The 24,979-nt window shown below is 61.9% G+C and carries 19 protein-coding genes; 10 read left to right on the forward strand and 9 right to left on the reverse strand.

The genetic code is table 11. The features are described from left to right. Positions 1–236: 236 nt before the first annotated feature. The 9 genes from R2N11_RS22175 to tssJ all read right to left on the reverse strand — a co-directional run bounded on the left by R2N11_RS22175 (position 237) and on the right by tssJ (position 11,235). On the reverse strand, positions 237–635 hold the full coding sequence (locus tag R2N11_RS22175) for a hypothetical protein (protein ID WP_316682383.1): 399 nt from the start codon (positions 633–635) through the stop codon (positions 237–239). Between the two features lie 471 nt (positions 636–1,106). Continuing rightward, on the reverse strand, positions 1,107–1,913 hold the full coding sequence (locus R2N11_RS22180) for a hypothetical protein (protein ID WP_316682384.1): 807 nt from the start codon (positions 1,911–1,913) through the stop codon (positions 1,107–1,109). 187 nt (positions 1,914–2,100) lie between these two features. Then, on the reverse strand, positions 2,101–2,466 hold the full coding sequence (locus tag R2N11_RS22185) for a hypothetical protein (RefSeq protein ID WP_316682473.1): 366 nt from the start codon (positions 2,464–2,466) through the stop codon (positions 2,101–2,103). A gap of 171 nt (positions 2,467–2,637) precedes the next feature. After that, a complete protein-coding gene (locus R2N11_RS22190) occupies positions 2,638–3,729 on the reverse strand; it encodes a PoNe immunity protein domain-containing protein (protein ID WP_316682385.1) in 1,092 nt (363 codons plus the stop codon). 16 nt (positions 3,730–3,745) lie between these two features. Beyond that, entirely contained in the window at positions 3,746–5,476 is a 1,731-nt protein-coding gene (locus tag R2N11_RS22195; protein ID WP_316682386.1) for a hypothetical protein, read from the reverse strand. Then, positions 5,473–8,283: a type VI secretion system Vgr family protein gene (locus tag R2N11_RS22200; protein WP_316682387.1), complete on the reverse strand. Its 2,811-nt coding sequence runs from the start codon at positions 8,281–8,283 to the stop codon at positions 5,473–5,475. Before R2N11_RS22200 ends, R2N11_RS22195 begins: the two co-directional genes overlap by 4 nt. An 86-nt stretch (positions 8,284–8,369) precedes the next feature. Beyond that, positions 8,370–9,161, reverse strand: coding sequence for a type IVB secretion system protein IcmH/DotU (icmH, locus tag R2N11_RS22205; RefSeq protein ID WP_199028639.1), 792 nt, complete (start codon positions 9,159–9,161; stop codon positions 8,370–8,372). After that, positions 9,158–10,504 (reverse strand): type VI secretion system baseplate subunit TssK, encoded by a 1,347-nt coding sequence (gene tssK / locus R2N11_RS22210; protein WP_199028637.1) that lies wholly within the window; start codon positions 10,502–10,504, stop codon positions 9,158–9,160. Before tssK ends, icmH begins: the two co-directional genes overlap by 4 nt. 50 nt (positions 10,505–10,554) lie before the next feature. After that, complete coding sequence (gene tssJ, locus R2N11_RS22215) at positions 10,555–11,235, reverse strand: type VI secretion system lipoprotein TssJ (RefSeq protein ID WP_316682388.1); 681 nt, start codon at positions 11,233–11,235, stop codon at positions 10,555–10,557. Between the two features lie 341 nt (positions 11,236–11,576). Here tssJ and R2N11_RS22220 point away from each other — a divergent pair, with 341 nt between their 5' ends. The 10 genes from R2N11_RS22220 to R2N11_RS22265 all read left to right on the forward strand — a co-directional run bounded on the left by R2N11_RS22220 (position 11,577) and on the right by R2N11_RS22265 (position 24,958). Next, on the forward strand, positions 11,577–12,206 hold the full coding sequence (locus tag R2N11_RS22220) for an outer membrane protein assembly factor BamD (protein ID WP_316682389.1): 630 nt from the start codon (positions 11,577–11,579) through the stop codon (positions 12,204–12,206). 35 nt (positions 12,207–12,241) lie between these two features. Further along, positions 12,242–12,754 (forward strand): type VI secretion system contractile sheath small subunit, encoded by a 513-nt coding sequence (tssB, locus tag R2N11_RS22225; protein WP_199028631.1) that lies wholly within the window; start codon positions 12,242–12,244, stop codon positions 12,752–12,754. Further along, positions 12,747–14,237 (forward strand): type VI secretion system contractile sheath large subunit, encoded by a 1,491-nt coding sequence (gene tssC / locus R2N11_RS22230; RefSeq protein WP_316682390.1) that lies wholly within the window; start codon positions 12,747–12,749, stop codon positions 14,235–14,237. Before tssB ends, tssC begins: the two co-directional genes overlap by 8 nt. A 213-nt stretch (positions 14,238–14,450) precedes the next feature. After that, the gene (locus R2N11_RS22235; protein ID WP_021193542.1) at positions 14,451–14,954 is read left to right on the forward strand and encodes an Hcp family type VI secretion system effector; all 504 of its coding nucleotides are present in this window, start codon (positions 14,451–14,453) and stop codon (positions 14,952–14,954) included. 72 nt (positions 14,955–15,026) lie between these two features. Then, positions 15,027–15,500 (forward strand): type VI secretion system baseplate subunit TssE, encoded by a 474-nt coding sequence (gene tssE / locus R2N11_RS22240; protein ID WP_021193543.1) that lies wholly within the window; start codon positions 15,027–15,029, stop codon positions 15,498–15,500. Positions 15,501–15,564: 64 nt separating this feature from the next. After that, the gene (gene tssF / locus R2N11_RS22245) at positions 15,565–17,415 is read left to right on the forward strand and encodes a type VI secretion system baseplate subunit TssF (RefSeq protein ID WP_316682391.1); all 1,851 of its coding nucleotides are present in this window, start codon (positions 15,565–15,567) and stop codon (positions 17,413–17,415) included. Next, entirely contained in the window at positions 17,379–18,470 is a 1,092-nt protein-coding gene (gene tssG / locus R2N11_RS22250) for a type VI secretion system baseplate subunit TssG (protein WP_316682392.1), read from the forward strand. The genes tssF and tssG overlap by 37 nt, the downstream gene beginning before the upstream one ends. Before the next feature lie 44 nt (positions 18,471–18,514). Further along, the gene (tssH, locus tag R2N11_RS22255; protein WP_316682393.1) at positions 18,515–21,226 is read left to right on the forward strand and encodes a type VI secretion system ATPase TssH; all 2,712 of its coding nucleotides are present in this window, start codon (positions 18,515–18,517) and stop codon (positions 21,224–21,226) included. A gap of 11 nt (positions 21,227–21,237) precedes the next feature. Continuing rightward, the gene (locus tag R2N11_RS22260; RefSeq protein ID WP_316682394.1) at positions 21,238–24,000 is read left to right on the forward strand and encodes a type VI secretion system Vgr family protein; all 2,763 of its coding nucleotides are present in this window, start codon (positions 21,238–21,240) and stop codon (positions 23,998–24,000) included. A gap of 7 nt (positions 24,001–24,007) precedes the next feature. Next, positions 24,008–24,958: a DUF4123 domain-containing protein gene (locus tag R2N11_RS22265; RefSeq protein ID WP_316682395.1), complete on the forward strand. Its 951-nt coding sequence runs from the start codon at positions 24,008–24,010 to the stop codon at positions 24,956–24,958. Positions 24,959–24,979 lie beyond the last annotated feature (21 nt).

The raw sequence follows: 24,979 nt of genomic DNA on the forward strand, positions 1-24,979 counted from the left end.
CGTACGCAGATGTAGTGCACCGCGCCGAGACGGTGTAGCATACGAACACTGTATATCCATCCAGTTATCCTGGGCTGGTGGAGCTAAGTGGATACCCCACATGAATGTACAGATACTGTAAATATATACAGTTATTTGCGGAATTCAAGGACGGTGTTGGGAAATGGCTGAATTTGTTTGAGGGGCCTCGGGTTTGCTGCGTAGCCGGCAGGTGTCGGCGCAAATCATGGTCCGACTTAGGAAGCGACGTACTCGAGATACAGAACCCAGTGCCCAGCGTCCATCGGAATGGCAACGGCGCGCTTGGTTGGTCGAGTCGCCAGACGGGAAACGTCATAGGCAAGACCGTCTGCCTGAGAGAAGACGTTGCTTAGTGCAACGCTTTCGGAATCCGAGAGCCATGCGCGGATGAAGGCATCCGGAATCGGTTGACGCTCTGTATAACGCGGCTGGTCAATGATGCGCTTGCTATCGGAGGGCGACAGCGTGACGGCGGCAATCAGTGCCACGTAGTCGGTTGGACCTGGCAGGCTGTTATCGCCAGTGTTGCCCTCCGGCAGCGTGGCGAGTTCAAAGCGAGTGGCTTTGGGTGGCCCCAGTCGGATGTATTGTGCGAGCGACGCTGTTGTCAGCACTTACGCGTGAACCATCCCGACTGCACCCGACGATCGCAGCAGCGATGCACAGCATGGTCAGCCATCGCCGGGGGATGTATCGAACTGTGGTGGCAATCATTGAGTATCCACTCTGTGCCAACCGTCTCCGCCAACGGGAATGGCTGTCAGCGGATCGATAGGGAACGAATCGGTTGCTGGTTTCGACTCCAGTTTGATCCCTTCTACGTTCACGTAGACCTTGTAGCGCACGAAGCCTTCCGGAAAGGCTTGGTCGTAGTAGAGAGCGGTGCCTGCCGGTAAGGTGGACGGTGGGGAGTTTACGAACCGCCACTGAGTACCAGAGGGAACTGGAGTTTGTGGACGAGTGGGCGTTACATCTTCTGATACGCATATAAGCTCAAGCCGCCGATCAGGGCGCCGAGCAAGGTACAGGCGACTGCCGATAGAGCCTTCATCTGCTGCCGGGCCATGTTGATAAGGGGACGAGACCTAAACATCCATGCACTCGCTGATCTCATATTTCGCGTCGAGCATGTGCGCGACTTCAGCGAATGCGGATACGAGCGCACGCGCGTGTCGCTCGTCGGTGCTGAATGGCAGATCGAATGCGCTGATGTACCCAGACCTATCGTAGATGCTGGGCTGCCCGTCGATGCCTGACACTGAAGCTTTACGAGAGGTGGCGAATCGAATGGCGAAGTCGCACCCGCCAGGTCCCTTTGCTGGATGGATCAAGGTGGCCGCAATCTCGGTGATGGCGCGACACTGAAAGCGAAAGCTGTCACCGCCGCACCGGAAGCCGGACCACGCGTTGTCGTGCGAGCGGAGCACCACGAGTACCTCATCCGGTCTAGGCGGTGGTACCTCGAGTCCGGCCATCTCACTGGCCGATACCATCGACGCAGCAGAACCCTCACCGCCTGCTTCCACATCCACGTGTTCGGCAATCTGCTTCTCCAGCAGGCTGTAGATGAGGCGCGTTGCATCTTGGCGCCCGTTCTCGTCGTCGTACACGATCAACTGCCTGAAGCGTGCCTGCGCGCCGATCTGATCCGGCAACTTGATCCTGGGAGGGTTTGCTGCGGCGGGTGCATCGGACTGAGTTGGAACAGTCCTGTTTTTGCGCTCTCGGATTCCACTCAACCAGAAAAGCAGCGCCGTCTGCGGGACCAGTACGGCAATCATGACTGCAACTAGGGTGGCGAGGCCTGCGAGGAAACCGTGCTTGGGACCGATGTGCGATGCGGCCGAGGCTCCGGCGTACACGGGCAAGGCGAGATAGAGAAGCCAAAACATCCGTAGTCCTGCTCAACTTGCTGATAGTGAATGCGACGCTTGGGGTTTGCTGGAGCCAATCACTTGGCGCGAGTGGTTTGGGTATTGGCCTGTTGACTGCGCTGTGGAGGACCGTGAGCGGCACCTGTGTACCGCCTCATGGTATTGCGGAAGGGCGGGTCGTTACACCTTTGGATCGGATTGATTGCTATCCCACTGCCAGAACGTTGAGCCATAGTCGGATTTTCACTTCCGGCATGGCCTCGTCCTGCTTGAAGAAGCGGCGTGAGTCAGTAGCGGCGGGCGTGAACCACCAGCCTTCCTTGGGGCATGGCCGCCCGGCGGGGGTACGCGGAGGTCTTTCGTCAGGCACTACGCTGGCGTGAGGGCGATACCAATCCACCAAATCCTTGGGGTAGATGCGCCACAAGAAGCTATTTCTTGCGCTCGGAATCAACTCTTCCGTCTGCAAGATGTTACGGGCGCGTTTGATGCCATCGTCAAACCAGTCGAGGTTCGCTAGGTAGTCCTTTTCGCCGAGAAAATTTTGCCTGCGCAGGTCGTTGATCTTCATGAATCAGTTCCTGTAGATCACATTTCCACAGGTTGATTGAGGCCCTCGTAGTCGTGCTCGTTGACAGGAATCTCGATATTTCTGTAGTGAATGCGCTGTCTACAAGGGACTCAGCTTCAGGTTGCCTGCTGATTACTATCCATCGAGCTGCAGACTCTGGCGGCAGGAAGATCAGTTGTTTGGAGCAGACTGATCGATGTCCCACTGCCAGATCGTGGAGCCATAGCTGCTGCCGTCGAACGCAGGCATGATTTCGCCTGACTTGAAGTGCCGGCGGCTGTTGGCCTTGGCTGGTGTTAGCCACCAACCGGTCTGAGGGCAGGGTTGACCGGCTTCGCAACGCAGGCGGCTGAGGGGATAGCCATCTAGGCCGAGTGGTGTGTCGAAATCACTGGTGACGCGATTCTCTTCACGAAGCTTGCGGCCATACGCAACGAGGTCCTTTGGATAGACCATGTGGTCGATGGCGCTGTCGTCAATGTCGAGCAAGTAACAGGTAGCGCCAGCTTCGAAAGCCCAGTAGCCGTAGTAGAACGACTCGTCCTCTTGGATCTTTTTGTGGCCGTCGTACCAGCGGGCGCCGTCCTGATATCGGTACCATTGCTTCAGGTAGGACTGAACGTGTGGAGTTGCAGCGTCTCGGCTCTCCTGGAAATAGGCTTCGATCAAGGTTGCATAGGGTTCCCCAAATAGAACAGCCTCTATGTCCTCATCTGGGTCGCCGACATAGTCAAAGACAAGTTGCTCATATAGGGCGTCCAGATGGCGATTGCTAGCCATGGCTGCGATGAGGCGTTTGATTGATCGACCATCACGAATCAGGATGGCAACGCTGATCAACTGCAGTGCCCTTTCATACTCGACCATGTTGTCGAAATCGACAGCGCAAACGGTCAAATCGGTATCGCCTTGCTCCTTGAACTTCTCTTTGAGAAATAGGCGGTAAGGAACATTAAGCTCATTCCAACGAACGAATTCGTCAACGATGGGTGCAAATTGGCGAGCAAGTGTATCGAGGTCCATACCTGCCGTGTACTCCAGCATCCACAGGTAGAACATCTCTTTGAAGACGGCACCTTGTGCATCGACTAGGTAATACGGATCGAGATCTCCTCGACGCACGCCTTTGACGCATACATCAATGCCTTCCTGCAGGCGGGCGTGAACGTTTCGATACAGCGCGTCATACAGAAACTTTTGACGACGCTTAATGTGAAGATCCTCCGGCTCAGGGAAGAAGGAGGGCGTGTTGTGCTTTGCCATGGATATATGCCAACAATTACTTGGCGCGTTGGGTACGAGGCTTTCTTTCAGCGGGTTTGGGCTGGCCAGTCACGACGCGTGTTCTCCTTGCCTGTTCATACATAGCGGTGAGCTCATCAAGTTCTGTGTAAGCGAACTGATCAGAAAGGCCGTGCGTGGGGCGATGTTTGTCATGCAAGCTCAAATCGTAATAATCGCCACCTGTGAGTGCGATGGTCCCAACATCGATGCTTACGGCCACGTGCTCTGCTGCTCCATCCGCCATGCCCTTTTTCAACACGCCACCTGGTCTAGGTGTGTAGCCTTTTGGCGGGCTCGTGCTGGGTATTGCAAAGACAACGTACACAAAGCGGTTCTTTGAGTTCCCATCGATCATTGAGGGCAATGCGCTTTCGCGCAGCCACTGCATCGACATCTGCAGTCCCTTCTTCGGCTGCGACAACATACACCACAACGCATACTGACGTTCCGTCAGATTTGCCGGGGGTTGGAGTTTGGATGACTGCTTGCCGTCAGCACGTTCCCGCCAACTATCTGCCGCCATGCCGAATAGGGCGCCGGCGGATTCGGAAGCCTTCGCCTCAACGAAGTGGAAGACGTTCTCGCCGAGCGACCAGACACCATCCACACCATTCTGATTGATGCGTACAAGATGCTCGGGGACCAACTCGGTTGGTGTGGCATGCTTGTTTTGCTCCGTCACCAGCCTCTTACTGCCTTTCCACACGGCCCCCGCGTGTTTCCCTTCGACTTTTCCATGTGGCCATGCGTCGGGAGCGTGCAGGCCCATGTGATGGTAGTGGGCCATGTGTTCGCCAATGAGCCCCTTGTACCGGCTACCGATCGCCTTCCAAGACGCACGTGTCACCCGACTAGCGGTAGTCTGCGGCCCACCGCCCGGCTCAACTTGCTGACGCTTGGTGTCCTGCTCATCCTTGTGCTTTGCCTGCTGCTTTTCGGCCGGAGGCGTCTTTCGACTGGCTGGCGTCGGCTCCTTGGCAGACGGATGGGACGATCCAGTCGATTTACTTGGACGACTCGGTTCGTGACCGCCGTGCGCGCCTGCACTTCTGCTACCGGACGTGGTCGATGCAGCGGCGACCGCCATTTGAGCAACGCGATAGCCGTCTTCGCCGATAAGGTCGGTGACGAATTCCTGCAGCGCTTGAATGCCTTGCTGAATACCCGTATGCAGCGGCCCGCGGATCGATTGCAGGCCCGGGCGCAAGTCATGTGCGAGCCCCTGTACAGAGTCAGGTAGCCACCAGTGGGACTGCTCCAACTCCGCCAGCAACTGGTCGCAGCCAGTCAAAGCATTGTCCATCTGCTGGATCGCAATTTGCGTATTGCTCGCCCAGTCCAGGGTCCGGATAAAGGTGATGGCTTTGCCCTTGGCCTTCCCGAGCATTCCGCTAACGAACGCTTCGCCACGCAGGGCACCCTTCAGCAGCTTGCGCCCTTTCCATAGAGGTTTGACGATCGTCTTGAAGAGGCTGCCCAGTTCAGGAATGCATCCGAAGGCCGCTAAGGCCAAGTCAACCCAATCATCTTTGGTGCAGTGTGGCGCTCCCTTACGCGAGATGCGGTAGATCATCCCGGAGATGTCGCGCACATTCAGTACCTGTTGGGCGACCGGGATCAGGGAAATCACACCGCCGACGATCATCGCGGCGTTGCTGGGATCTTCCTCAAAATCACCGAGTATCAGATCCTCGCAGAACTTGGTGATGTCATCGATCAGGCTCATAGTTGGACATCCTCTGCCGCGCGCGTATCCCCAGCGGCAATGCGCGCTTGTCGCTCCATCTCAATCTGTCGCTTGGCTTCGGGCTGGGCCTTTTTGTATTCGTCAGAAGTCTCTAGAGGCGGGGCTTTCCAGGGGCGTTCGTCTTCGCCAAATTCGACGTAGTACGGCAGGTTGGGCGTGCTCTCTTCACGGGCAAAACCTTGTTTGTCGAGCTTGCCTTCGCGGACGGTGTTGTCACTGAACACGATCCTGTAGGGCGCACCTTGAACGGGCTCGAGATCGTCGTACTGGTAGTTCAACTCGATGGCATTGGAAATCGTGGTGGTTCCGATTGGCAACGCCGGCAACGCCGCCGTCTGCCCCCCCGGCCCAACCAACGGATGCCCCGCCCCCTTCACCGACAACAACCCCGACGTCTCAAACGTCACCGCATTCCCCTCCAGCCGAATCATCGAATCCCCGCCATGCAGCACGACGTTCTGCTGCGCGAGAATCTCAACCGAATCCGCAGAGGACGTCACGGTGACAGCCTTGTCCGCCAGCACGGCCAGTGCATCGGTATGCGCCTGGATCGACACCGGCCCACCTTCCGCAATCGCGCGGATGCCGTTGCGCTGCGCAAACAGGCTCACGCCCTTGGCGGCAGCGGCCGCCACGACGTTGCCCACAGCCAGGTGCCAATCCGCCTGCGCGGTGCCGTGTAGGTGGCGGCCTGCATAAACCGTAGTGGTGGCCTGCGAGGCCAGCGCAATGCTCGATGGCGACTCTGCCACCAGCAGCGGCTGCCCGAACTTGTCGACCGGCTGCTGCGTGTCCTGCCCGTTGACGTTGCTGGCGTAGTGCCCGTCCTGCGATGGGTCGAGCGCCTTGTCGATCGGCTCAAACGCTTCATTGGCCGCCAGCGGCAGTGCTTGCTGGCTGGACGCAGCATCGGACAGACGCTGCGCGGTCTTCTGCGCGGCGGTGAGCTGCCCGCGCGCCTCATGCGCATCGAGCAGCGTGCCCGCCGCCTGAGCACGTGCGGTGGTCGAGAGCAGCAGGCCGGCGCCTGCACGCACCACTGCCCATGCATCGGTACGGAGTTCTGCACCAGTGCCGCGCCAACTGCCGCGGTCACCGCCCGTGGCCCCGTGCGAAGTCACATAGCCGAGATTGAGCTGGCTGTTGGCGGTGGAACTGGCCAGGCGCGTGCGCAGTTGGCCCGGATGATCGTCGACCACCCACTGGTTGTAGCCGTCGCCGCCCAGGCCCTGCGAGTGCCAGCCGGACAGGGCCTGCCCAAGCGGCGCATCGGCGGCGGGCCAGGGCAGAGCGTCCTGCGTGTTGTGCAGCTGCATGGCGATCATCGGCCGGTCGATGTCGCCGTCAATGAAGGTGAGCAGCACTTGTGTGCCCGCGCGCGGCAGGTGGTTGCCGCCCCAGTTGGGGCCGGCGCTGGCGGTCGCCACGCGCACCCAGGCGGTGACTTGCGTGCGGTCGCTGCTGCCGGGGTCGGAGAAGGCGTTGACTTCCGGCGCGCGCAGCCATGGGAAGCGCACGCGTACGCGGTGGTCGCGGTCCGTGGTGAGCGGGGCGCCATCATCGGCGATGACCACTGCAGCCTGGCCTTCCGGGGCGGTCGGGCGACGGCGATACGCGGGCACGATGGGCGCCTCAGCCGGCACGGCGACGAAACGATTGCGGTAGCTGCCGGATTCAATGGCTGTGGTACCCAGCAGGCGCGCGATGTCGGTGCCGAGGTTGTTGGCAGCCTCATGTTCGACCTGCAACGTGACGAACTCGCTGTGCTTGCTGTCGAAGTGCTGCGTGAGCTTGAAGCGTTGGCCGGCACCCAACTGGCGTACGCTGCCCTGGCCCTGGTAACGCAGGAAAGCGCCTTCGTGGGCTTGCATACGCAGCTTGGCCGCAAGGCCGGCACCTTGCGCGTCGGTAAATTGATACGGGCCGGAGGCTTCAAAGCTCTCCAGCGTGGGCAGTTCACCGCCGGTGTCGTTGGCCGTGGCTTGGCCGGAGGTGGCGGCCAGTGCTTTGTAGTCCCACGATGCCAACGTTACGGCATTGGTGCCGACACTATGTGTTTGCGAGAAACGTTCGATGGCGTCTTCGCTTTCTGTGGCGTCCACGCGGTGGAAGCGGATGTCGGATTGCGCACAGGCGGGCCGCTCAGCGTCGTTGTCGAAAATTACAACGGTATGCCGCGACTGCGCATTGTCCTGCTGCTTGTCGTCGCTCTGTTGATGCTCGATGCGGAACGAGAGACCCTCTTCCGCCAGCAGGCGCATCACGAAGGCGTAGTCGGTTTCGCGGTACTGGCAGCAGATCGAGCGCTTGGCGCACGGCTGGCTCGCGGCAATCTTGTAGTGCGCAACCGGGTACTCGGCAAAGACCTCTTCGATGATCTCAAGCGCCGTCTTGTTCTGGTAGACGAAGCAATCGCTACGGGTGCGTAGGCGATCGAGCCACGGCACGATGCGCAATCGATAGCGCGCCAGCCCCCCGTCACCGCCCAGCGATGCACAGTCCGCTACGTAGCCGTGCCATGCGCGCCAGCGGCCGTCAGCCTGCATCAGGCGCAGCGTGGCTTCTTGCGAGGCCAGCTTGACCGTATCCAGATGGGCAGACGGGCTCAGGCAATCGACCTGCAGCACGAACGAGGCCGAAACCGCCTCGGTCGCGGTAAAGCGCTCCACGACGAGGTTGTCGGAAGCGAGCGCCGTCTCGATGGTGATCTGGCGGGTTTGCTGCCCGAGCAGTGCGCCCAGGACAGCTTGTGGCACAGCGGCCGGCAGAGTGGACAAAGGCTTCATCGGAGCAGCGTCGCGATGGATGAGGATACGGGGTCAGCGGGCTGGCGCGGGTGTCGGCCGCGCCAGGGCGGCAATCAAGGCAGCGCTCAGGGCAACGAAATCGTCAGATGCGAGAAACGCGGCCCGAGCTTGATGACCTGCGAATAGCCCTCCAGCGTTTCGTTGGTCTTGGTACGCAGCGTGTGCGACAGCCCGAGAAATGCCAGCAGCCCGATCAGCGCGAACACGGCGCCGAAGATCCACAGCGGCGTCTCGCGCTTGAGTGTGTGCGCCACCTTGTCCGGCAGGGGCCAGTGTGGAGCAAAGGCCGCGCGCTTGCCCTTGATGGCGGAGATTTCATCGCCCAGACGTGCCGTCAGGTAAGCGAGCTTTTCTGGCCCTTCAAGGATGTACTTGCCGCGAAAGCCCAGCAGCAGACACATATGGAACACTTCGAGCGCCTGCAGACGCGGTGCACCGTGGGCGCGCAGCTCTTCGAGCTTGACGAAGAAGGTCTCACCGGCCAGTTGCTCGCCGAACAGCACGAGCTGCAGTGGGCGGCGCTCCCATGCCGTGCGGATCGAGAAGTTGGACGACAGGATGGTCTCGTCCACGGCCGCGCAGAAGGCGTACTTGGCATCGAACACATCTTCCGCCGACACGTTCAGACGCTTGGCACCGCGGTCGAATTCATCCAGGAAGGCGCGCACGCGAGCGAGAAAATCTTCCGCGCTGGCGGGCTGCTGGCCATTGCGCAACTGGAACAGCATGAAGAAGCCGTCATAGAGCAAGTCCAGCAGCGTGCGCGCGTGCGAGTTGGACTCACGGGCATCGGCCCCCGCATTACCGGGCGCGGGTGCCGAACCGCCAAACAGCGAAGGGGTGGTGGTAGCGCTCATGAAGTCACCGCAATCAGTTCAAGTTTGAGTTCCCGGATGCCGGCCGGGGCGTAGATGGTGATGGTCTGGGCCTGGAGCATGCGGTCGTACAGCATGCCGCGCGCTTCGATCGCGAAGTAGCACGCGCCCGGGCGCACCGGAATGGCCGGCGGCACCTGCGGGGTGTAAGTGATCGGCACGCCGGGCATGGACGAGAGCACGAGCTTTTCCACATCGTCAGGCGCGCCCAGCTTGAAGCGGGCAGGAATGGCCTCGACCAGTTCTGCCACCGGCATATCGGCCGATACCGACAGATAGAAGCTGGTCTTGTCGTCGATCTTGCCGGAGTCGATGCGGCCAAGGTGGAACGACGGGCGCGTCTCTTCCAGCGCAATTGCAAAGTAGCGCGTGGAGATGACCGTATCGAGCAGCTCGCGCACGATCGTGTCCAGCTTGGCGAACACGGGACCGGGTTGGTCATGGTCGTAGGCGGGAAGGTCGGTCAGCGTGTAGCTCTTGGTGAACGTCATCAGCGCACCGGCCAGGCGCAGCATCTCCTGGAACAGCCGCTCCGGGTGCAGATCCGGGTGGTGATACAGGTGCGAGAGCGCCGCAAAAGCCGCGTTGGCCGTGTGCAGCAGCCAGAACGAAGCGATGTCGCCCGAGCGGAATTCGATGATGTTCTTGGTCGGCTCGCGGTGGAAGCCGTATAGCGCATTGACCTTGGCCTGCAGCGCGTCAAGCAGCCGGCGCAGTCGCTGATACAGCACCGCCGATGCGTTGATCGACAGGCTCGGCGCCACGAAGCTTTCATCCAGTTCGAACCCGCCGGTGCCGGTGCGACGCACGCGCACCACGGGCAACGAGATGAACTGGTCGCGCGGCTCGGTTTCCGCCACCAGCTTGACCGACTTCTTCAGGAAGGTGATGGCGGCGGGCTCGGCCTCGGTGTAGAGGTCGGCTGTCTCTTCTTCCTCGCCCACAAAGCGCGAGCCGGATGCACCCTCGACCGGCTCGCGATAGTTGCCGCCGTTTTCCTGCAGCGGGTACAGCGCGATATGGAACGTCAGTTCCGACACGCCGGCCGGAACGGCATCAAGCACCAGCGGCGGCGGCAGAGCGTCGGCCTGGGGCGCGAAGTAAAGCTCGCCATCCGGAAAGAACAGCGAAAGCTCCGTCACACGCAGCACGCCGCTGGCGAGTGCATCGGTATCAAAGCGCGCATGGCGCACGCCCCAACTGTAGGGCTGGATCACCTGCGCCATCGCATGCAGGCGCGACTCGTGGTACGCGTCCTGGCGCTGGAAATGCTGCGGGCGCAGGAACAGTCCTTCGCCCCAGAGAATCTTTGCGGAATAGCTCACGTTGGCCCTTCTAGTGCTTGTGCATTGGCTTTTCGGTTCAACCCCGGAGCTCAACTGCCGCAGATTGCAGGCGAAAGCAGGTTCAAGTCGGATTGCGGTGTGCTGCCGGCCGGTGTGGTCGGCGTGCCGGCAGTCAAGGTCATGGCGCAGGCGTGCAGGCCGATCACGATGCCGTTCTTCTCATTCTTCTCGGTGTTGAAGGCGAACTTCCAGCGCTGGGCCGCAGGGCTGCGGAACAAAGCCACAACACCCAATGTCGTCGCCTCGCGCGAGACTTTTTCCGTGAAGTCGTAGCGCTGGCCTGGGATCAGCGTCATTTCACGAACCTGCACGAGATCGGCGCCAAGGGTTTGTTTCTCGCGTGCCGGATCGATGAAGGTGTCATACGGTGCCTGCAGGAAGCTGGTCGGGTCTTTGAGCGAATACAGGCGCACGACCAAGGCGACAGGGCGTTTGTCGTTGGCGGCATTCAGGTTGTTGCCGGCGGTGAGCTTGAGCGGCACTTCGCGCGGCGGCTTTTGGGCGTCCGGCAGGTTCGACGACTTCAGGCCCATGGCTTCCAGTGCGCCATTGGCGGCACCGGCCAGCACGCTGGCACCGGTGGAGCAGGCCGCCAGGGCCGCCACGCTTGCCCCAGCCAGTATCAGTTTGAGCACCGTCGTGACGCGGCGTTTGGGGGTGCTGCCGCAGCCCGACAGCCTCCTTGCTGCATCGAATTTCATTGTCTTCATGCCTGATTTTTGTACCGTTTAATTCTATTGATTTGACTGGCTTCGCATCCGTTAGAATAAAAGAAATCTTAAAATATTTCGGTTTCTTAATAATTGAAAACGGCGAAATGTTTCGGTTTCTTAATAATCGTGATTTGTCGTTTGGAGGTGCTGCAAAGCCTTGAATTCAAAGGAAATGTTTCGATTTCTTAATGATCCATTTTTGGTTGTCAACTTCAACGAGCGGAGTGTACTATTTCGCGCCAGTCGAGACCAACATTTAACTCGCCAATTTCGGCGATTATGATTGGATATCGACACACCGCTTTGAACTTTTGAAGAGTCTCGCCGTGGCCAAATCCATGTCTATTTCCCGCGTTCTCCGTTCCCTTATCGTGCTGGCTGGTGCCGCTGCCCTGATCACCGGCTGCGCCACAAGCAACCCTGGCCCGCAAACGGACGAGGCATTCAAGCAGAGCATGTCGGAGGCAGAAGCTGCCGCGAAGGGTGGCCAGCAGGACAAGGCCATCGACCTCTATCAGCAGATCGCCAAGGTCAACCCGACCCGCGACGAGCCTTGGGTGCGCATCGCACAGATCCAGTTCGGCGCAGAAAAATATCCGCAAGCCATCCTGGCCGCAGAGGAAGCGCTGCAGCGTGACGGTAGCGATCGCCAGGCCAAGAGCATTCTGGCTGTGAGTGGCCTGCGCGTGGCGCGCCGCTCGCTGCAAGAGCTGCGTGCCGATAGCGCGCTGGCAGGTGACGTCAAGACCGACGCACAGGTGTTGGCCAAGATGCTGCGCGACACGCTGGGCGAGCAGGTCCTCTTCCCGGGCGAGCAACAAGCTACTAAGCCGGTGGTGAAGCGCCGCCCGGTCGTGAAGCGTGCCGCTCCGGCTGCAACCGAGGCCGCCAACCATGGTGGCACAGCCGCACCTGCCGCCACGGGTGGCGCCAGCGGTAGCGCTGATCCGTTTGGCGCGCTGCGCTAAGCGATGCGCCAGTCCAGCATCTGTGGAGGAACGTGATGGCCAAGAAAGAAAGTGTGCAGAAGCGTCTGCAGAAGGTGCGCCCGCCGCGCGTGCAACTGACGTATGACGTCGAGATCGGCGACGCGATCGAGCAGAAAGAACTGCCGTTCGTCGTGGGCGTGGTGGCTGACTTGTCGGGCCAGTCGGAAGTGCCGCAGCCCAAGCTGCGCGACCGTAAGTTCGTCAACATTGATCGCGACAACTTTGACGATGTGATGTCTGGTGTCGCGCCGCGTGCGGCTTTTCAGGTGCCCAACACGTTGACGGAAGAGGGCGGCCGCTTTGGCGTCGATCTGACGTTCCGCTCGATTGAGGACTTCAGCCCCGAGGCTGTGGTGCAGCAGGTTGAGCCGCTGCGCCAGCTGCTGGAGGCGCGTTCCAAGCTGGCCGACCTGCGTAACAAGATGGCCGGTAACGACAAGCTGGAAGATCTGCTGTCCGACGTGCTCAAGAACACCGAGGCACTCGAGAAGCTCAGCGCCAAGAAGAACGGAGGCGGGGATGCTTGAGAACCAATCCACTGCGCTCGCGCAAGGCGCCTCGACGGCCGAGGCGGTCAACCTGCTCGACTCGATCGTCGAGCAGAGCCGCGTTGCCAAGTCTGATTCTGAACACGCACGCGCCAAAGACATCATTGGCGAGCTGGTCAACCAGGTTCTGGACGGCACCGTCGTGGTGTCCGACAACCTGTCGGCCACGATCGATGCGCGTGTCGCTGAACTGGACCGCCTGATCTCGTCGCAGCTGAGCGCGGTCATGCATGCGCCGGAATTCCAGAAGCTGGAATCCACCTGGCGCGGCTTGAACTACCTGGTCAAGGAAACGCAGACCGGTACGACGATCAAGATCAAGGCGCTGAACGCGACCAAGCGCGATCTCGTGCGCGACTTCAAGACCGCTATCGAATTCGACCAGAGCGCGCTGTTCAAGAAGGTGTACGAAGAAGAATTCGGTACGTTCGGCGGTGCACCGTTCGGCGCGCTGATCGGTGATTACGAAATCACGCGCCAACCAGAAGACGTGTACTTCATCGAGCAGATGGCGCACGTGGCCGCTGCCGCGCATGCACCGTTCATTGCATCGTCGTCGCCGGAGCTGCTGGGTCTGGAATCGTTTGCTGATCTGGGCAAGCCGCGTGACCTGGCCAAGGTGTTCGACACGGTGGAGTACGCCAAGTGGAAGTCGTTCCGTGAGTCGGAAGATTCGCGTTACGTGGGTCTGACGATGCCCCGCTTCCTCGGTCGTCTGCCTTACAACCCGAAGGACGGCACCACGGTTGAAGGCTTCAACTTTGTCGAAGACGTGGACGGCACCGACCACAGCAAGTACCTGTGGTGTAACGCCGCCTGGGCCTTCGGCGCACGCCTGACGGCTGCGTTTGAAGACTTTGGCTGGTGCGCGGCCATTCGCGGTGTGGAAGGTGGTGGTCTGGTCGAAGACCTGCCGACGCACACCTTCAAGACCGACGACGGCGAAGTCGCGCTCAAGTGCCCGACCGAAATCGCCATTACCGACCGCCGCGAGAAGGAACTGAGCGACCTCGGTTTCATCCCGCTGGTCCACTGCAAGAACTCCGACTACGCCGCGTTCTTCGCTGCGCAATCGGTGCAGCGCCCTAAGAAGTACGACACCGATAGCGCCAACGCCAATGCGGTGCTGTCGGCACAGCTTCAGTACATCTTCTCGGTGTCGCGCGTGGCGCACTACCTGAAGGCGATGATGCGCGACAAGATCGGCAGCTTTGCCTCGGCCAAGAACGTTGAGACGTTCCTGAACCGCTGGATCTCGCAGTACGTGCTGCTGGATGACAACGCCACGCAAGAGCAGAAGGCGCAATTCCCGCTGCGCGAGGCGTCGATCCAGGTGTCGGAGGTGCCAGGCAAGCCTGGTACGTACCGCTCGGTGGCGTTCCTGCGCCCCCACTTCCAGCTGGACGAACTCTCGATCTCGCTGCGATTGGTGGCTGATTTGCCCAAGCCCACCAACGCATAACCCGCAATTCCTGACCGGACTGTCCCCGGGGGGGAATGTTCGGGCTTAGAGCCGCTAACAAAACCCTCCTGGCGTTGTTGCGCCGCCCGAAGTTGCCCAATCGGTACTTGAGTACTGTTCGCATCGGCGTGCTTAGCCAGGAAGTTTTTGTTAGCGGCTCTTAACTGCTCGGTTTGCAGTACCAACAACCTATCTATTGAAGAGGGTCTCTGTATGAAGGATATCTACGTCAAGTTCGACAGCCCGGCGATCAAAGGGGAGTCGCAAGACAAGGATCACAAGGATTGGATCGAGATCAACAGCTGGTCGCAAGCAGTCGTGCAGCCGCGTTCGGCCACGGCTTCGACCGCCGGCGGCCACACCGCCGAGCGTTGCGAGCACCGCGACATGGTGTTCTCGAAGGATCTGGACGTGGTCAGCCCGCTGCTGTACCAGCACGCGTCGGGCGGCACGACCTTCGGTGAAGTCACGATCGAATTCTTCCGCGCAGATGGCGAAGGCAATCGCGTGAAGTACCTCGAAGTGAAGCTGAAGAACGCCATCCTGAGCGAAGTCGATTCGCAAGTGGTGGCCCAGGGCATCCCGAGCGACACGTTCAGCCTGCGTTACGCCGCTGTGCAGTGGAAATACACGCAGCAGAAGGGCGCTGGCGGCCAAGGCGGCAATTCGCAAGGCGCCTGGAGCCTCACGAAGAACGACAAGACGTACTCGGTTTAACGTTTGGCGTTCTGACTGCAAGCGCCGCAGCCGTACGCTGCGGCGTCTTGCATTGGCACTTTTAACGGCTGTATGAAAGGCTTCGAACCCAGCCTGCTCGACAAGCTCTTCGACGACGAGCCCCACGCGCCCATGCCCACGGCATTGCGCCAGCTCTCGCTTGAAGAACTCAAGAGCACGGTCGCACGCGACATCGAATCCCTGCTCAATACACGCATTGTGTTTGAGGAGGATGACCTGCATGGCTTGCCTGAGTGCAAGCGGTCGCTGCTCACCTATGGGCTCAACGATTTTGCCGGCCTGAGCCTCGCCAGCTTCTACGACCGCAACTACATCTGCCAGTCGCTCACCAAGGCGATCGAGCGCCACGAGCCGCGCCTGCAGCATGTGAATGTGTCGCTGGAGATCAACGAGCGGGCGACCAATGCGCTGTGCTTCGGCATCAGTGCGGTGCTGCTGGTGGGGCCTGCACGCGAGCCGGTGAGTTTTGACGCCACGCTGCAACCGTCCACGCTGCGGTATTCCGTTTCGCGCGGACGCGGCTGAGATTGCCTTCGGGCCTGAGCGTACCGATTGACAGCCTCAGGACCTGTACCGGACCGCAAGGAAGATGGAAGAGCTGCTGCCCTACTATGAACGAGAACTGGCCTTCCTGCGCCGGTACTCGCGCGACTTCGCCGAGCGGTATCCGAAGATCGCCGGCCGGCTCGCCATGTCCGGCGACGGCTGTGACGATCCGCACGTCGAGCGGATGATCGAATCGTTCGCCTTCCTGACCGCGCGTGTCAGCAAGAAACTCGACGACGATTACCCCGAATTTACCGAGGCCCTGCTGGAGGTCTTGTACCCCCACTATCTGCGGCCGTTCCCCTCATGTTCGGTGGCGCATTTTGATGTGCGTGGCGTGGCCGCGCAGTTGAGCGCGCCGGTCACCATCCCGCGCGGCACTTTCCTGACCACGCGCATCGTACGCAAGGTGGAATGCCGCTTTCGCACGGCGTATGACATCACCTTCGCACCGGTGCGCGTGGCCGCGGCCACCTTCGAGCGTGCGGTGTCCGCACCGGCTGCCGTGCAATTGCCCAAGGGCGCGACCGGTTCCATTGCCATCACGCTGGAGCACGTTGGCGAGCGCGGCGGCTTCGAGTCGCTGGCGCTGGACAAGCTGCGCGTCTACATGGATGGGGAACCGTCGTTCGTGGCGGCTCTGGGCGATGCGTTGTTCCTGCATACCGCTGCTGCCTACGTAGAAGGCGATCGCCCCGGTGTGTGGAAGCGTCTGATGGGCGTGCCGCTGCTGGAAGTCGGCTTTACCGAAGATGAATCCCTGATCGATTGCCCGGCCCGCTCGCACCCGGCCTATCGGCTGCTGACCGAGCACTTCAGCTTCTCGGAGAAGTTCAACTTCTTCGACATTGATCTGGCAGCACTGCGGCGTGGACTGACACCGGGTGTGCCAGTGCGCAAGCTGGTGTTGCATCTCGTGCTGAAAGATGTACGCAGCGATTCCCACGCCGCACGCCTGCTCGAGAATCTGCAAGCGGAACATTTGCGTCTGCACTGCACGCCAGTGGTCAACCTGTTCCAGCAGAAGGCGGACCCGATCCGCATCGAGCATACGGCCAGTGCGTATCCGGTGGTAGCCGACAGCCGCCGCGCGCACGGCTTCGACATCTACTCGATCGACAAGGTGCAACTCGTGCGCGAGACGACCGCGCACGAGCAGGTGACGGAGTTCCGCCCGTTCTACTCGCTGCACCACGGCGAAGAGCCTGGCCGCGCAGGGCACTACTGGCTCGCCCGTCGCAACGAGATGGTGGCGCAGCGCAGCCCCGGCTTTGAGACCGAGATCTCGATCGTCGATACGCAGTTCGACCCGGCCAGTCCGCAGACCGATACGCTGAGCCTGTCGGTCACCTGTACCAATCGCGATCTGCCGGCCACGCTGGCATTCGGTCAACCCGATGGTGACCTGTCGATGGAGGGCAGTTCGATTGCCCGCAACATCACCTTCCTGCGCAAGCCGACGCCTTCCATGCGGTTTGGCGGTGGGCGTGCGGCGCAGTGGCGGTTGATCTCGCTGCTGGCGCTGAACCACCTTTCGCTCGTGCAGAACGGGCTGCCGACATTGAAGGAGATGCTGCGTCTGCATGACCTGCCGCGCAGTGCGATTTCCGCTCGTCAGATCGAAGGCATTGTCGGACTGGACTATCAACCGGCGACGCAGTGGCTCGCCGGCAAGCCCTTCGCCACCTTTGTACGGGGCCTGGAAATCCGTCTCACGCTGGATGAAGACGCCTTTGTCGGCACGGGCCTGCATCGCTTCATTCGCGTGCTGGACCACTTCTTTGGCCTGTACGTCCACATGAACAGCTTTGTACAGCTGATTGCGGTATCGCGCCGCAGCGGCAAGGAACTGGTCAAATGCGCACCCCGCAGCGGCGAATCGATCCTGGTGTGATCCGCCGGCTGCTCAGGCAGCCGCACCGGTACCAATTTTTCCAGGCCGTGCGGCTGCTGGAGCAGCTCTTCGCAAGCCGCGGCAGTCAGGCGCCGGAGCAGGCGCTTGCCACGCGGGTGAGTTTTCGCAACACGCTGTCGCTGTCGTTTCCACCCAGCGAGCTTGCCGGCATCGAGGTGGAGCGCCTCACCCCGGCCATGCTGGAAACCGACGAGGCGTTCATCGCTGCGCTGGAAGCGGGCGCGCTCGACAACCTAGCCATCACGCCCTCCTTCTTTGGCATGCTGGGCGGGCAGGGTGCCTTGCCGCTGCGCTATACCGAGATCGTTGCCGAGCGCGAATCGGTCTGGCGTGACCGTGCAGCCCGCGCGTTCTTCGACATCTTCTCGAACCGGGCAACGGCGCTGTTCTACCTGGCGTGGAAGAAGTACCGACTGCCGTTCCAGTACGAAGTCGACAACAGCAAGCACTACCTGCCGCTGCTGTTGTCATTGGCGGGCGCGGCCGATAAGACACTGCGCAGTGATCTGACCGGCACGCCCGGCGCGATCCACGACGAAGCGCTGGCCGGCTATGCCACGGCGATGCGTCACCGGCCTGTGTCTGCCGCGTATTTGCAGCGCGTGCTGGCGGACTACTTCCAGGCGCCCGTGCGTGTGGAGCAGTTTGTAGGCGGCTGGTATCACGTGCCTGCATCGCAGTACACGCGCCTGGGCAGCACAAGCAACGTGCTTGGCGCGACGGCGCTGGCCGGTGCACGCGTCTGGCAGCGCGACCTGCGGGTGCGCCTGTGGGTCGGCCCGCTCAAGCGCGCGCAGTACCGTAACTTCCTGCCCGGCGCGCCGGGCGCTCTGGCGCTGCGCAAGATGCTGACCATCCTGTGCGGCACCACGCTCGAATTCGAAATCAAGCTGATCCTGCGCCAGCAGGACGTGACTGGCTGCACGCTCGGTGCGCAAGACAGCGGCAGGATTGGGTGGGACACCTTCCTGTGCTCGCGCCCCGCGCAGCAAGACCGCAGCGATGCCCGCTACACACTCGCGCCGCTGCACTGAATCCAACAACCGACACCTTTTCGACCCTTCGGAGCCCTGCCGCCATGGCCATCCCACTCAAGACCCTGATCGCCAAGCTGAACGCGACCAGCCGGCAGGCTGCCGAGCGCGCCGCCTCGCTGTGCATGGCGCAAGGCAACTACGAGGTCGACCTTGAACACCTGTTCCTGGCATTGCTGGAAAACCGCCGCAGCGATTTCGCGGTTGCCGCACGTGCCAGCGGCATTGATCTGGCAGCGCTGCAGCGTGATCTGGAGGCAGAGATTGGCCGCTTCCAGAAAGGCAGCACGCGCACGCCGGCGTTCTCGCCGTACCTGCCTAAGCTGTTCGAGCACGGTTGGCTGATCGCCTCGCTGGATTCCCAAATCACCCGCATCCGCTCAGGCCACCTGCTGCTGGCCCTGCTGACGGAGCCGAGCCTGTCAGCCCTGGCTGAGCGTGGCTCGCGCTTGTTTGCCAAATTCGAGGTCGATCGCCTCAAGCATGACTTTGAGCGCATGACTGCCGGTTCGGACGAGCAGGAACAAGCCGTCGATATCGCCGACGACGCAACCGCCCAGGCTGAAGATGGGAGCAAGCCCGCCGCAGCGCTGTCGTCAACGCCGGCACTCGATCAGTTCACCGTGGACCTGACGCAATCCGCGCGAGAGGGCCGCATCGACCCGGTGATCGGTCGTGACGCCGAGATCCGCCAGGTGATCGACATCCTGATGCGTCGCCGCCAGAACAACCCGATCCTGACCGGCGAGGCAGGCGTGGGCAAGACCGCCGTGGTGGAGGGTTTGGCCCTGCGCGTGGCTGCCAATGACGTGCCGCCGCCGCTGCAAGGCGTGACACTGCGCACGCTCGACATGGGTTTGCTGCAGGCCGGCGCCAGCGTGAAGGGCGAGTTCGAGAACCGCCTGAAGAACGTGATCGACGAGGTGAAGAAAAGCCCGAAGCCGATCATCCTGTTCATCGACGAGGCGCACACCATCATTGGTGCCGGTGGGCAGGCCGGCCAGAACGATGCGGCCAACCTGCTCAAGCCTGCCTTGGCGCGCGGTGAGCTGCGCACCATCGCCGCCACCACATGGAGTGAGTACAAGAAGTACTTCGAAAAGGATGCCGCGCTGGCCCGCCGCTTCCAGGTCGTCAAGGTGGAAGAGCCGAGCGAACCGCTGGCCGCATCCATGCTGCGCGGCGTGGCCCCGCTGATGGAGCGTCACTTTGGTGTGCGCGTGCTGGACGAGGCGATTACCGAGGCGGTCCGGTTGTCGCATCGCTACATCAGCGGGCGCCAACTGCCGGACAAGGCCGTCAGCGTGCTGGATACCGCCTGCGCCAAGGTGGCGCTGGGCCAGAGTGCCACGCCCGGCGCCATTGAAGACGACCAGAAGACGCTTGAGCGCCTGCAAGGCGAGATCAACGCGTTGGAGCGCGAGCAGAGCGCTGGAGCAGAACACGATGCACGCCTGGAGGCCCTGAACGCGCAGCGCGTCGAATTGGAGCAGCGCGTCGCCCAGAACACCGAACGCCTCGCCAAGGAACGTGAACTCGTCGCCCGCATCCTGGCCCTGCGCGAAGCCCGCGAAAGCGGCACCACACAAGCCGGAGAAGAAGACGCGCTGCCCGTGGCCGCCAACAGCAATGTCGTGTCGATGCCCAAGCGCGCCCGCACAGCCGATGAGCCGGACGAACTGGCCAAGCTGCTGGCCGAACTGCGCACGCTGCAGGGTGAAACCCCGATGGTGCCGCTGCAGGTGGATGGCCACGTGGTGTCGGAAATCGTCTCCGCCTGGACGGGCATTCCGCTCGGCCGCATGGTCAAGGACGAGCTGCGCACGGTGCTGAACCTCAAACCGCTGCTGGCTGCCCGCGTAATCGGCCAGAACCATGCGCTGGACGCTGTTGCCCAGCGCGTGCGCACCGCCACCGCCAACCTGGAAGACCCCAACAAGCCGCGCGGCGTGTTCCTCTTCGCTGGCCCGTCAGGCGTGGGCAAGACGGAGACCGCTCTGGCGCTGGCCGACATCCTCTACGGCGGCGAGCGCAAGCTCATCACCATCAACATGAGCGAGTACCAGGAGGCACACAGCGTGTCGGGCCTCAAGGGCTCGCCGCCGGGCTACGTCGGCTATGGCGAAGGCGGTGTACTGACTGAAGCCGTGCGCCGTAACCCGTACAGCGTGGTGCTGCTGGACGAGGTTGAGAAGGCCCATCCTGACGTGCTGGAGATGTTCTTCCAGGTGTTCGACAAGGGCGAGATGGACGATGCCGAAGGCCGCCCCATCGATTTCCGCAACACCATCATCATCCTGACGTCCAACGTCGGGTCATCGAACATCATGCAGACCTGCCTGAACAAGGCCGCAGAAGAACTGCCTGACGCCGATGTCCTGGCCGAACAACTGCGCCCGACGCTCTACAAGGCGTTCAAGCCGGCATTCCTCGGACGCATGAAGGTGGTGCCGTATTACCCGATTTCCGACGACGTACTGGCCGAGATCATCACGCTCAAGCTGGGCCGCATTCGCGACCGTGTGGCCATCAACCACAAGGCCACCTTCCAGTGGGACAACGCGCTGGTGGAATCGGTGCTCGCGCGCTGCACCGAGGTGGATGCTGGCGCCCGCGCGGTCGACCACATCCTCAACGGCACGCTGCTGCCTGAGATTGCCGAATCGGTGCTCACGCGCATGGCCGAAGGCGGCGGCGTCGAGAAGATCAAGGTGGGCGTCGGTAAGAGCGGCGAGTTCAAGTACCGCATTCAATAAGCGAGCACACCATGGTCTCTCCGACCGAGCTGGCAAACCTGTTGCGCGCGGCCTTCACCCAGGCCAACCGCCTGCTGCGGCTGGAAACGCCGCTGGGGCCGAACGTGCTGTTGCCCGAACAGCTGGACGCCGCCGAACATATGGATGCCGGCGGCTTCCGGCTGGAACTGACGGCGCTGTCCGACAACGCCGACATCGATTCCACCAAGCTGCTCGGCCAGCCCGTGCGGCTCGACCTGCTGACGCAGCAAAGCCGCAGCACGCTGCGCCCATTCCACGGCCACGTCACGCGCTTCGAGCGGCTTGGTGCCAATGGTGGCCTGGTGCGCTACCGGCTGGTGATCGAGCCGTGGCTCGCCTTCCTGCGCTACCGCCGCGACAGCTTCCTGTTCCAGGACATGTCGATCATCGAGGTGATCGACAGCATTTTTGGCGACTACCAAGGGCAAGGGCGGCTGGTGCCCGCATGGCGCTGGGCGTTGCGCGACAGCGCGGTCTACACGCGCCGCAGCGTCATCACGCAATATGAAGAGAGCGACTTCGATTTCGTCACGCGCCTGTTGGCCGAAGAGGGGCTGTTCTACTTCTTTGAACACGAGGCCAAGGATGGCGATGCGCTGGGTGTGCATCGTATGGTCATCGCCGATGCCAATGACGTGTTCACCGACAATGCGCAAGCCAGCATCCGCTTTGGCCGTGCGGACACCACTGCCACCGAAGACGTGATCGACCGCTGGCAAGGCACGCGCCGCTGGCAGACCAACGCGGTGTCGATCGCAAGCTGGGACTACCGCGCCAATGCCAAGCGCACGGCGCAGCTCGGGGGGCAACAGCAGGGCAGCGATGGCCCGCAACTGACGCTGCAGGATACCGACTACCCCGGCCAATACTGGTTTGAAGACAACAACCAGGCACAGCGTGTTGCACGGCTGATGATGGAAGCGCTTGAGTTGCGGGACAAGCAGTTTGACGGGGAAGGCAGCGTGCGTACGCTGTCCACCGGCACGCGCTTCAAGCTGACCGACCACTTTGATCACGATGAGGGCGACCAGCGCTTTGCCGTGCTGGCCGTGACACACCAGGCGCGCAACAACTTCAACGACCGCTTCGGGCAGGTGCTGACCGAAACGCTGGGCGCGTTGAAGGATGGCGATGTGCTTGGCGCCGGCAGTAACAAGGGCGCTGGCGAAGACGCCACGTTCTACCGCAACCACTTCACCGTGGTGCGCGACAGCGTGCCTGTGCGCCCCCAGCAGAGCGACGAACAAGGTCGCGCACTGCACCCGCGCCCGACCGTCAACGGCAGCCAGACCGCACTCGTGATTGGCGCCGATGGCGCGGTGCATACGGACCGCGATCACCGCATCAAGGTGCAATTCCACTGGCAGCGCGGTGCGCGCTCGGCCAGCCGCCAGTCACACCCAGCGGGCGATGACAACGCGCGCGCCAGCGCGGGCCTGGGCGCCTGGGTGCGCGTGGCCGCGCCGGTAGCGGGCCCCAACTGGGGCGGCGTGGCCTTGCCACGTGTGGGCCAGGAAGTACTGGTGGAGTTCCTGCAAGGTGACATTGACCGGCCCGTGGTGGTGGGTGCCGCTTACAACGGCACCGGCCAGACCGACGCGCAATACAACCAGAACCAAGCCGGCGCAGCCGGCGCCACCGGCAACGCGCCCGCCTGGTTTGCCGGCGACAGCAAGAGCCAGGGTGCTTACGCCCACAACGCTGTGCTCTCCGGCATCAAGACGCAGGCACTGGCGGGTAGCCAAACGGGCTCATCCGGCTACAACCAGCTCGTTTTTGATGACACGGCAGGCCAGGGCCGCACGCAGCTCAGCACCACGCAGGCCGCTACCGGCCTCGTGCTTGGCCACCATAAAGAGCAGATCGACAGCGCCCGCCAGGCAGATCTCGGCCACGGCGCCGCACTCGCCACCGACGACAGCGGCAGCGTGCGCGCTGGGGCCGGTCTTCTGCTCACCGCGCACAGTGCGGGCACAAGCGCAGCACTGCAAGACAGCGAAGCCGCTGCCAGCCAGATTGAAGCGACTAGCGATCTGGCCGAATCCCTGGCTGAAGCCGCGCAGAAGCAGAAGGCTGGCCTGGCAGATGAGCCGGCCGCTAGGGAGCTGCCCGCGCTCAAGCAGTTGCGTCACACCACAGAAGTCCTTCGTCACACAGAGAGCGCCGGCGAAGGTGCCCAGGCCGTTGCGTACAGCGAGCCGCATCTGCAGATCTCCGCGCCCAGGGGCATCGTCACCACCACGCCCGTCGACGCTGTGATCGTTGCCGGCACGCAGGTCACGCTCGCCGCCAAGCAGGATGCGAACCTGGCGGTGGGGGGCAACCTGTCCGTGGCCGTGGCCGAAGGGCTGAGCCTCTATGCACATGGCAAGTCGCTCGGGCAGGCGGGGGATGCAACTCCTGGTATCGCCATGCATGCTGCCAGCGGCAAGGTCGGGTTGAGCAGCCTCAAGGGTGAGAGCCATCTGGTGGCGGAGAAGGCCGTGACCGTGGCGTCCACGCAGGCCAACGTGACGGCGGAGGCCAAGCAGTATGTGCTCGTCAATGCCGCAGGTGCGCAGATCAAGGTGACGAACGGCACGATTGAGCTGCATGCGCCTGGGATGGTGACGTTCAAGGGGGCGGGGCATCAGTTTGTGGGGCCGGGTGGGGTGGGGGCAAACAACAACCTGACTCAGGGCAACCTGAAGGGATGTACTCCTGCTGTTGAAGGTGCTGCGCGCGAGCAGGGCGCGCTGGTGCCGCTGGGTTGAAGACGTCATGACTGATCCGCTACAAACGCAGGCCGCTGAGATCAGCCATGCCTTGCATTCGGAGGTGAACGCACGGCCGCAAGCGGATTGCATGCTGCTGATCGACACAGTGCCGCGACCGATATCGGAGGACGATGCACTGTGGGAAGGCTACTCGCAGAGTGACAATGTCCGCGTCAAACTTGCGCATCCGAAGATTGATCCCGCGCATTACCCGGCGCTGCTGCCACTGAGCATCACAAAGTTCAAAGACAGTCTTTTTCTTGAGCAAAGCGTTCTGAGCGCGCTTGAAGAGCTGCCTTCAGAAATCTTGCGAACCGGCACGGGCCGTCGGATCGCAGGTTGGTTGACGAGTTCCGAACCCATCAGCAAGGTTGCTCGCCACTTGGCGTCGAGCATGCTCCAGTACTCAACCCTGCGCGGTGGGGTTGCTTGGTTGCGACTACAAGACCCCGCTGTGCTGTGGTGGCTCTGGTCGCTCCTTTCTCCTGTACAGCGCAAGGCTTTGCTCGGCCCCATTGAAATCTTCTGGCTGCTGAATCCTGCTGGCAGATTGATCGAGTTGCGGGCGGAATCCGTCGAAGCCAAAGATGCGCAGGCTGTGCTGGCTTTGAGTTCCGAGCAGTGGAAAGACGTCGCCTGCATTGCACCGCTAAACCTTGCGATCCGTGAATGGGGGCAGGCTCAGGTTGTGGGCGCCCGGTTCGATTCCCTCTGCGCGAGCGCGCTCGCTGCCGTGCGGCGGGCATGTGCCGCCGGTTTCACTGACCAGCGCGACCTCGCTGCTTACGCGCGTTGCGCCTTGGAAATCCATCCGGAATTTGACTTGCACGCGCTGGTGCGGGCTCGGCTTGCACAGCGCGGCGAGGACGACTATTTCACGAGCTTGATCGACGACCTGGAAGAGCAGGACTGGCAACGCATTGCGAACGAGAGCAGCGTCACGGCCGTAGACTGAAGCGCCATCAAGGCAGGGTCA

The sequence above is a fragment of the Ralstonia flaminis genome (genome assembly GCF_958415495.1).
In the GTDB taxonomy this organism is placed as follows: Bacteria; Pseudomonadota; Gammaproteobacteria; order Burkholderiales; family Burkholderiaceae; genus Ralstonia; species Ralstonia flaminis.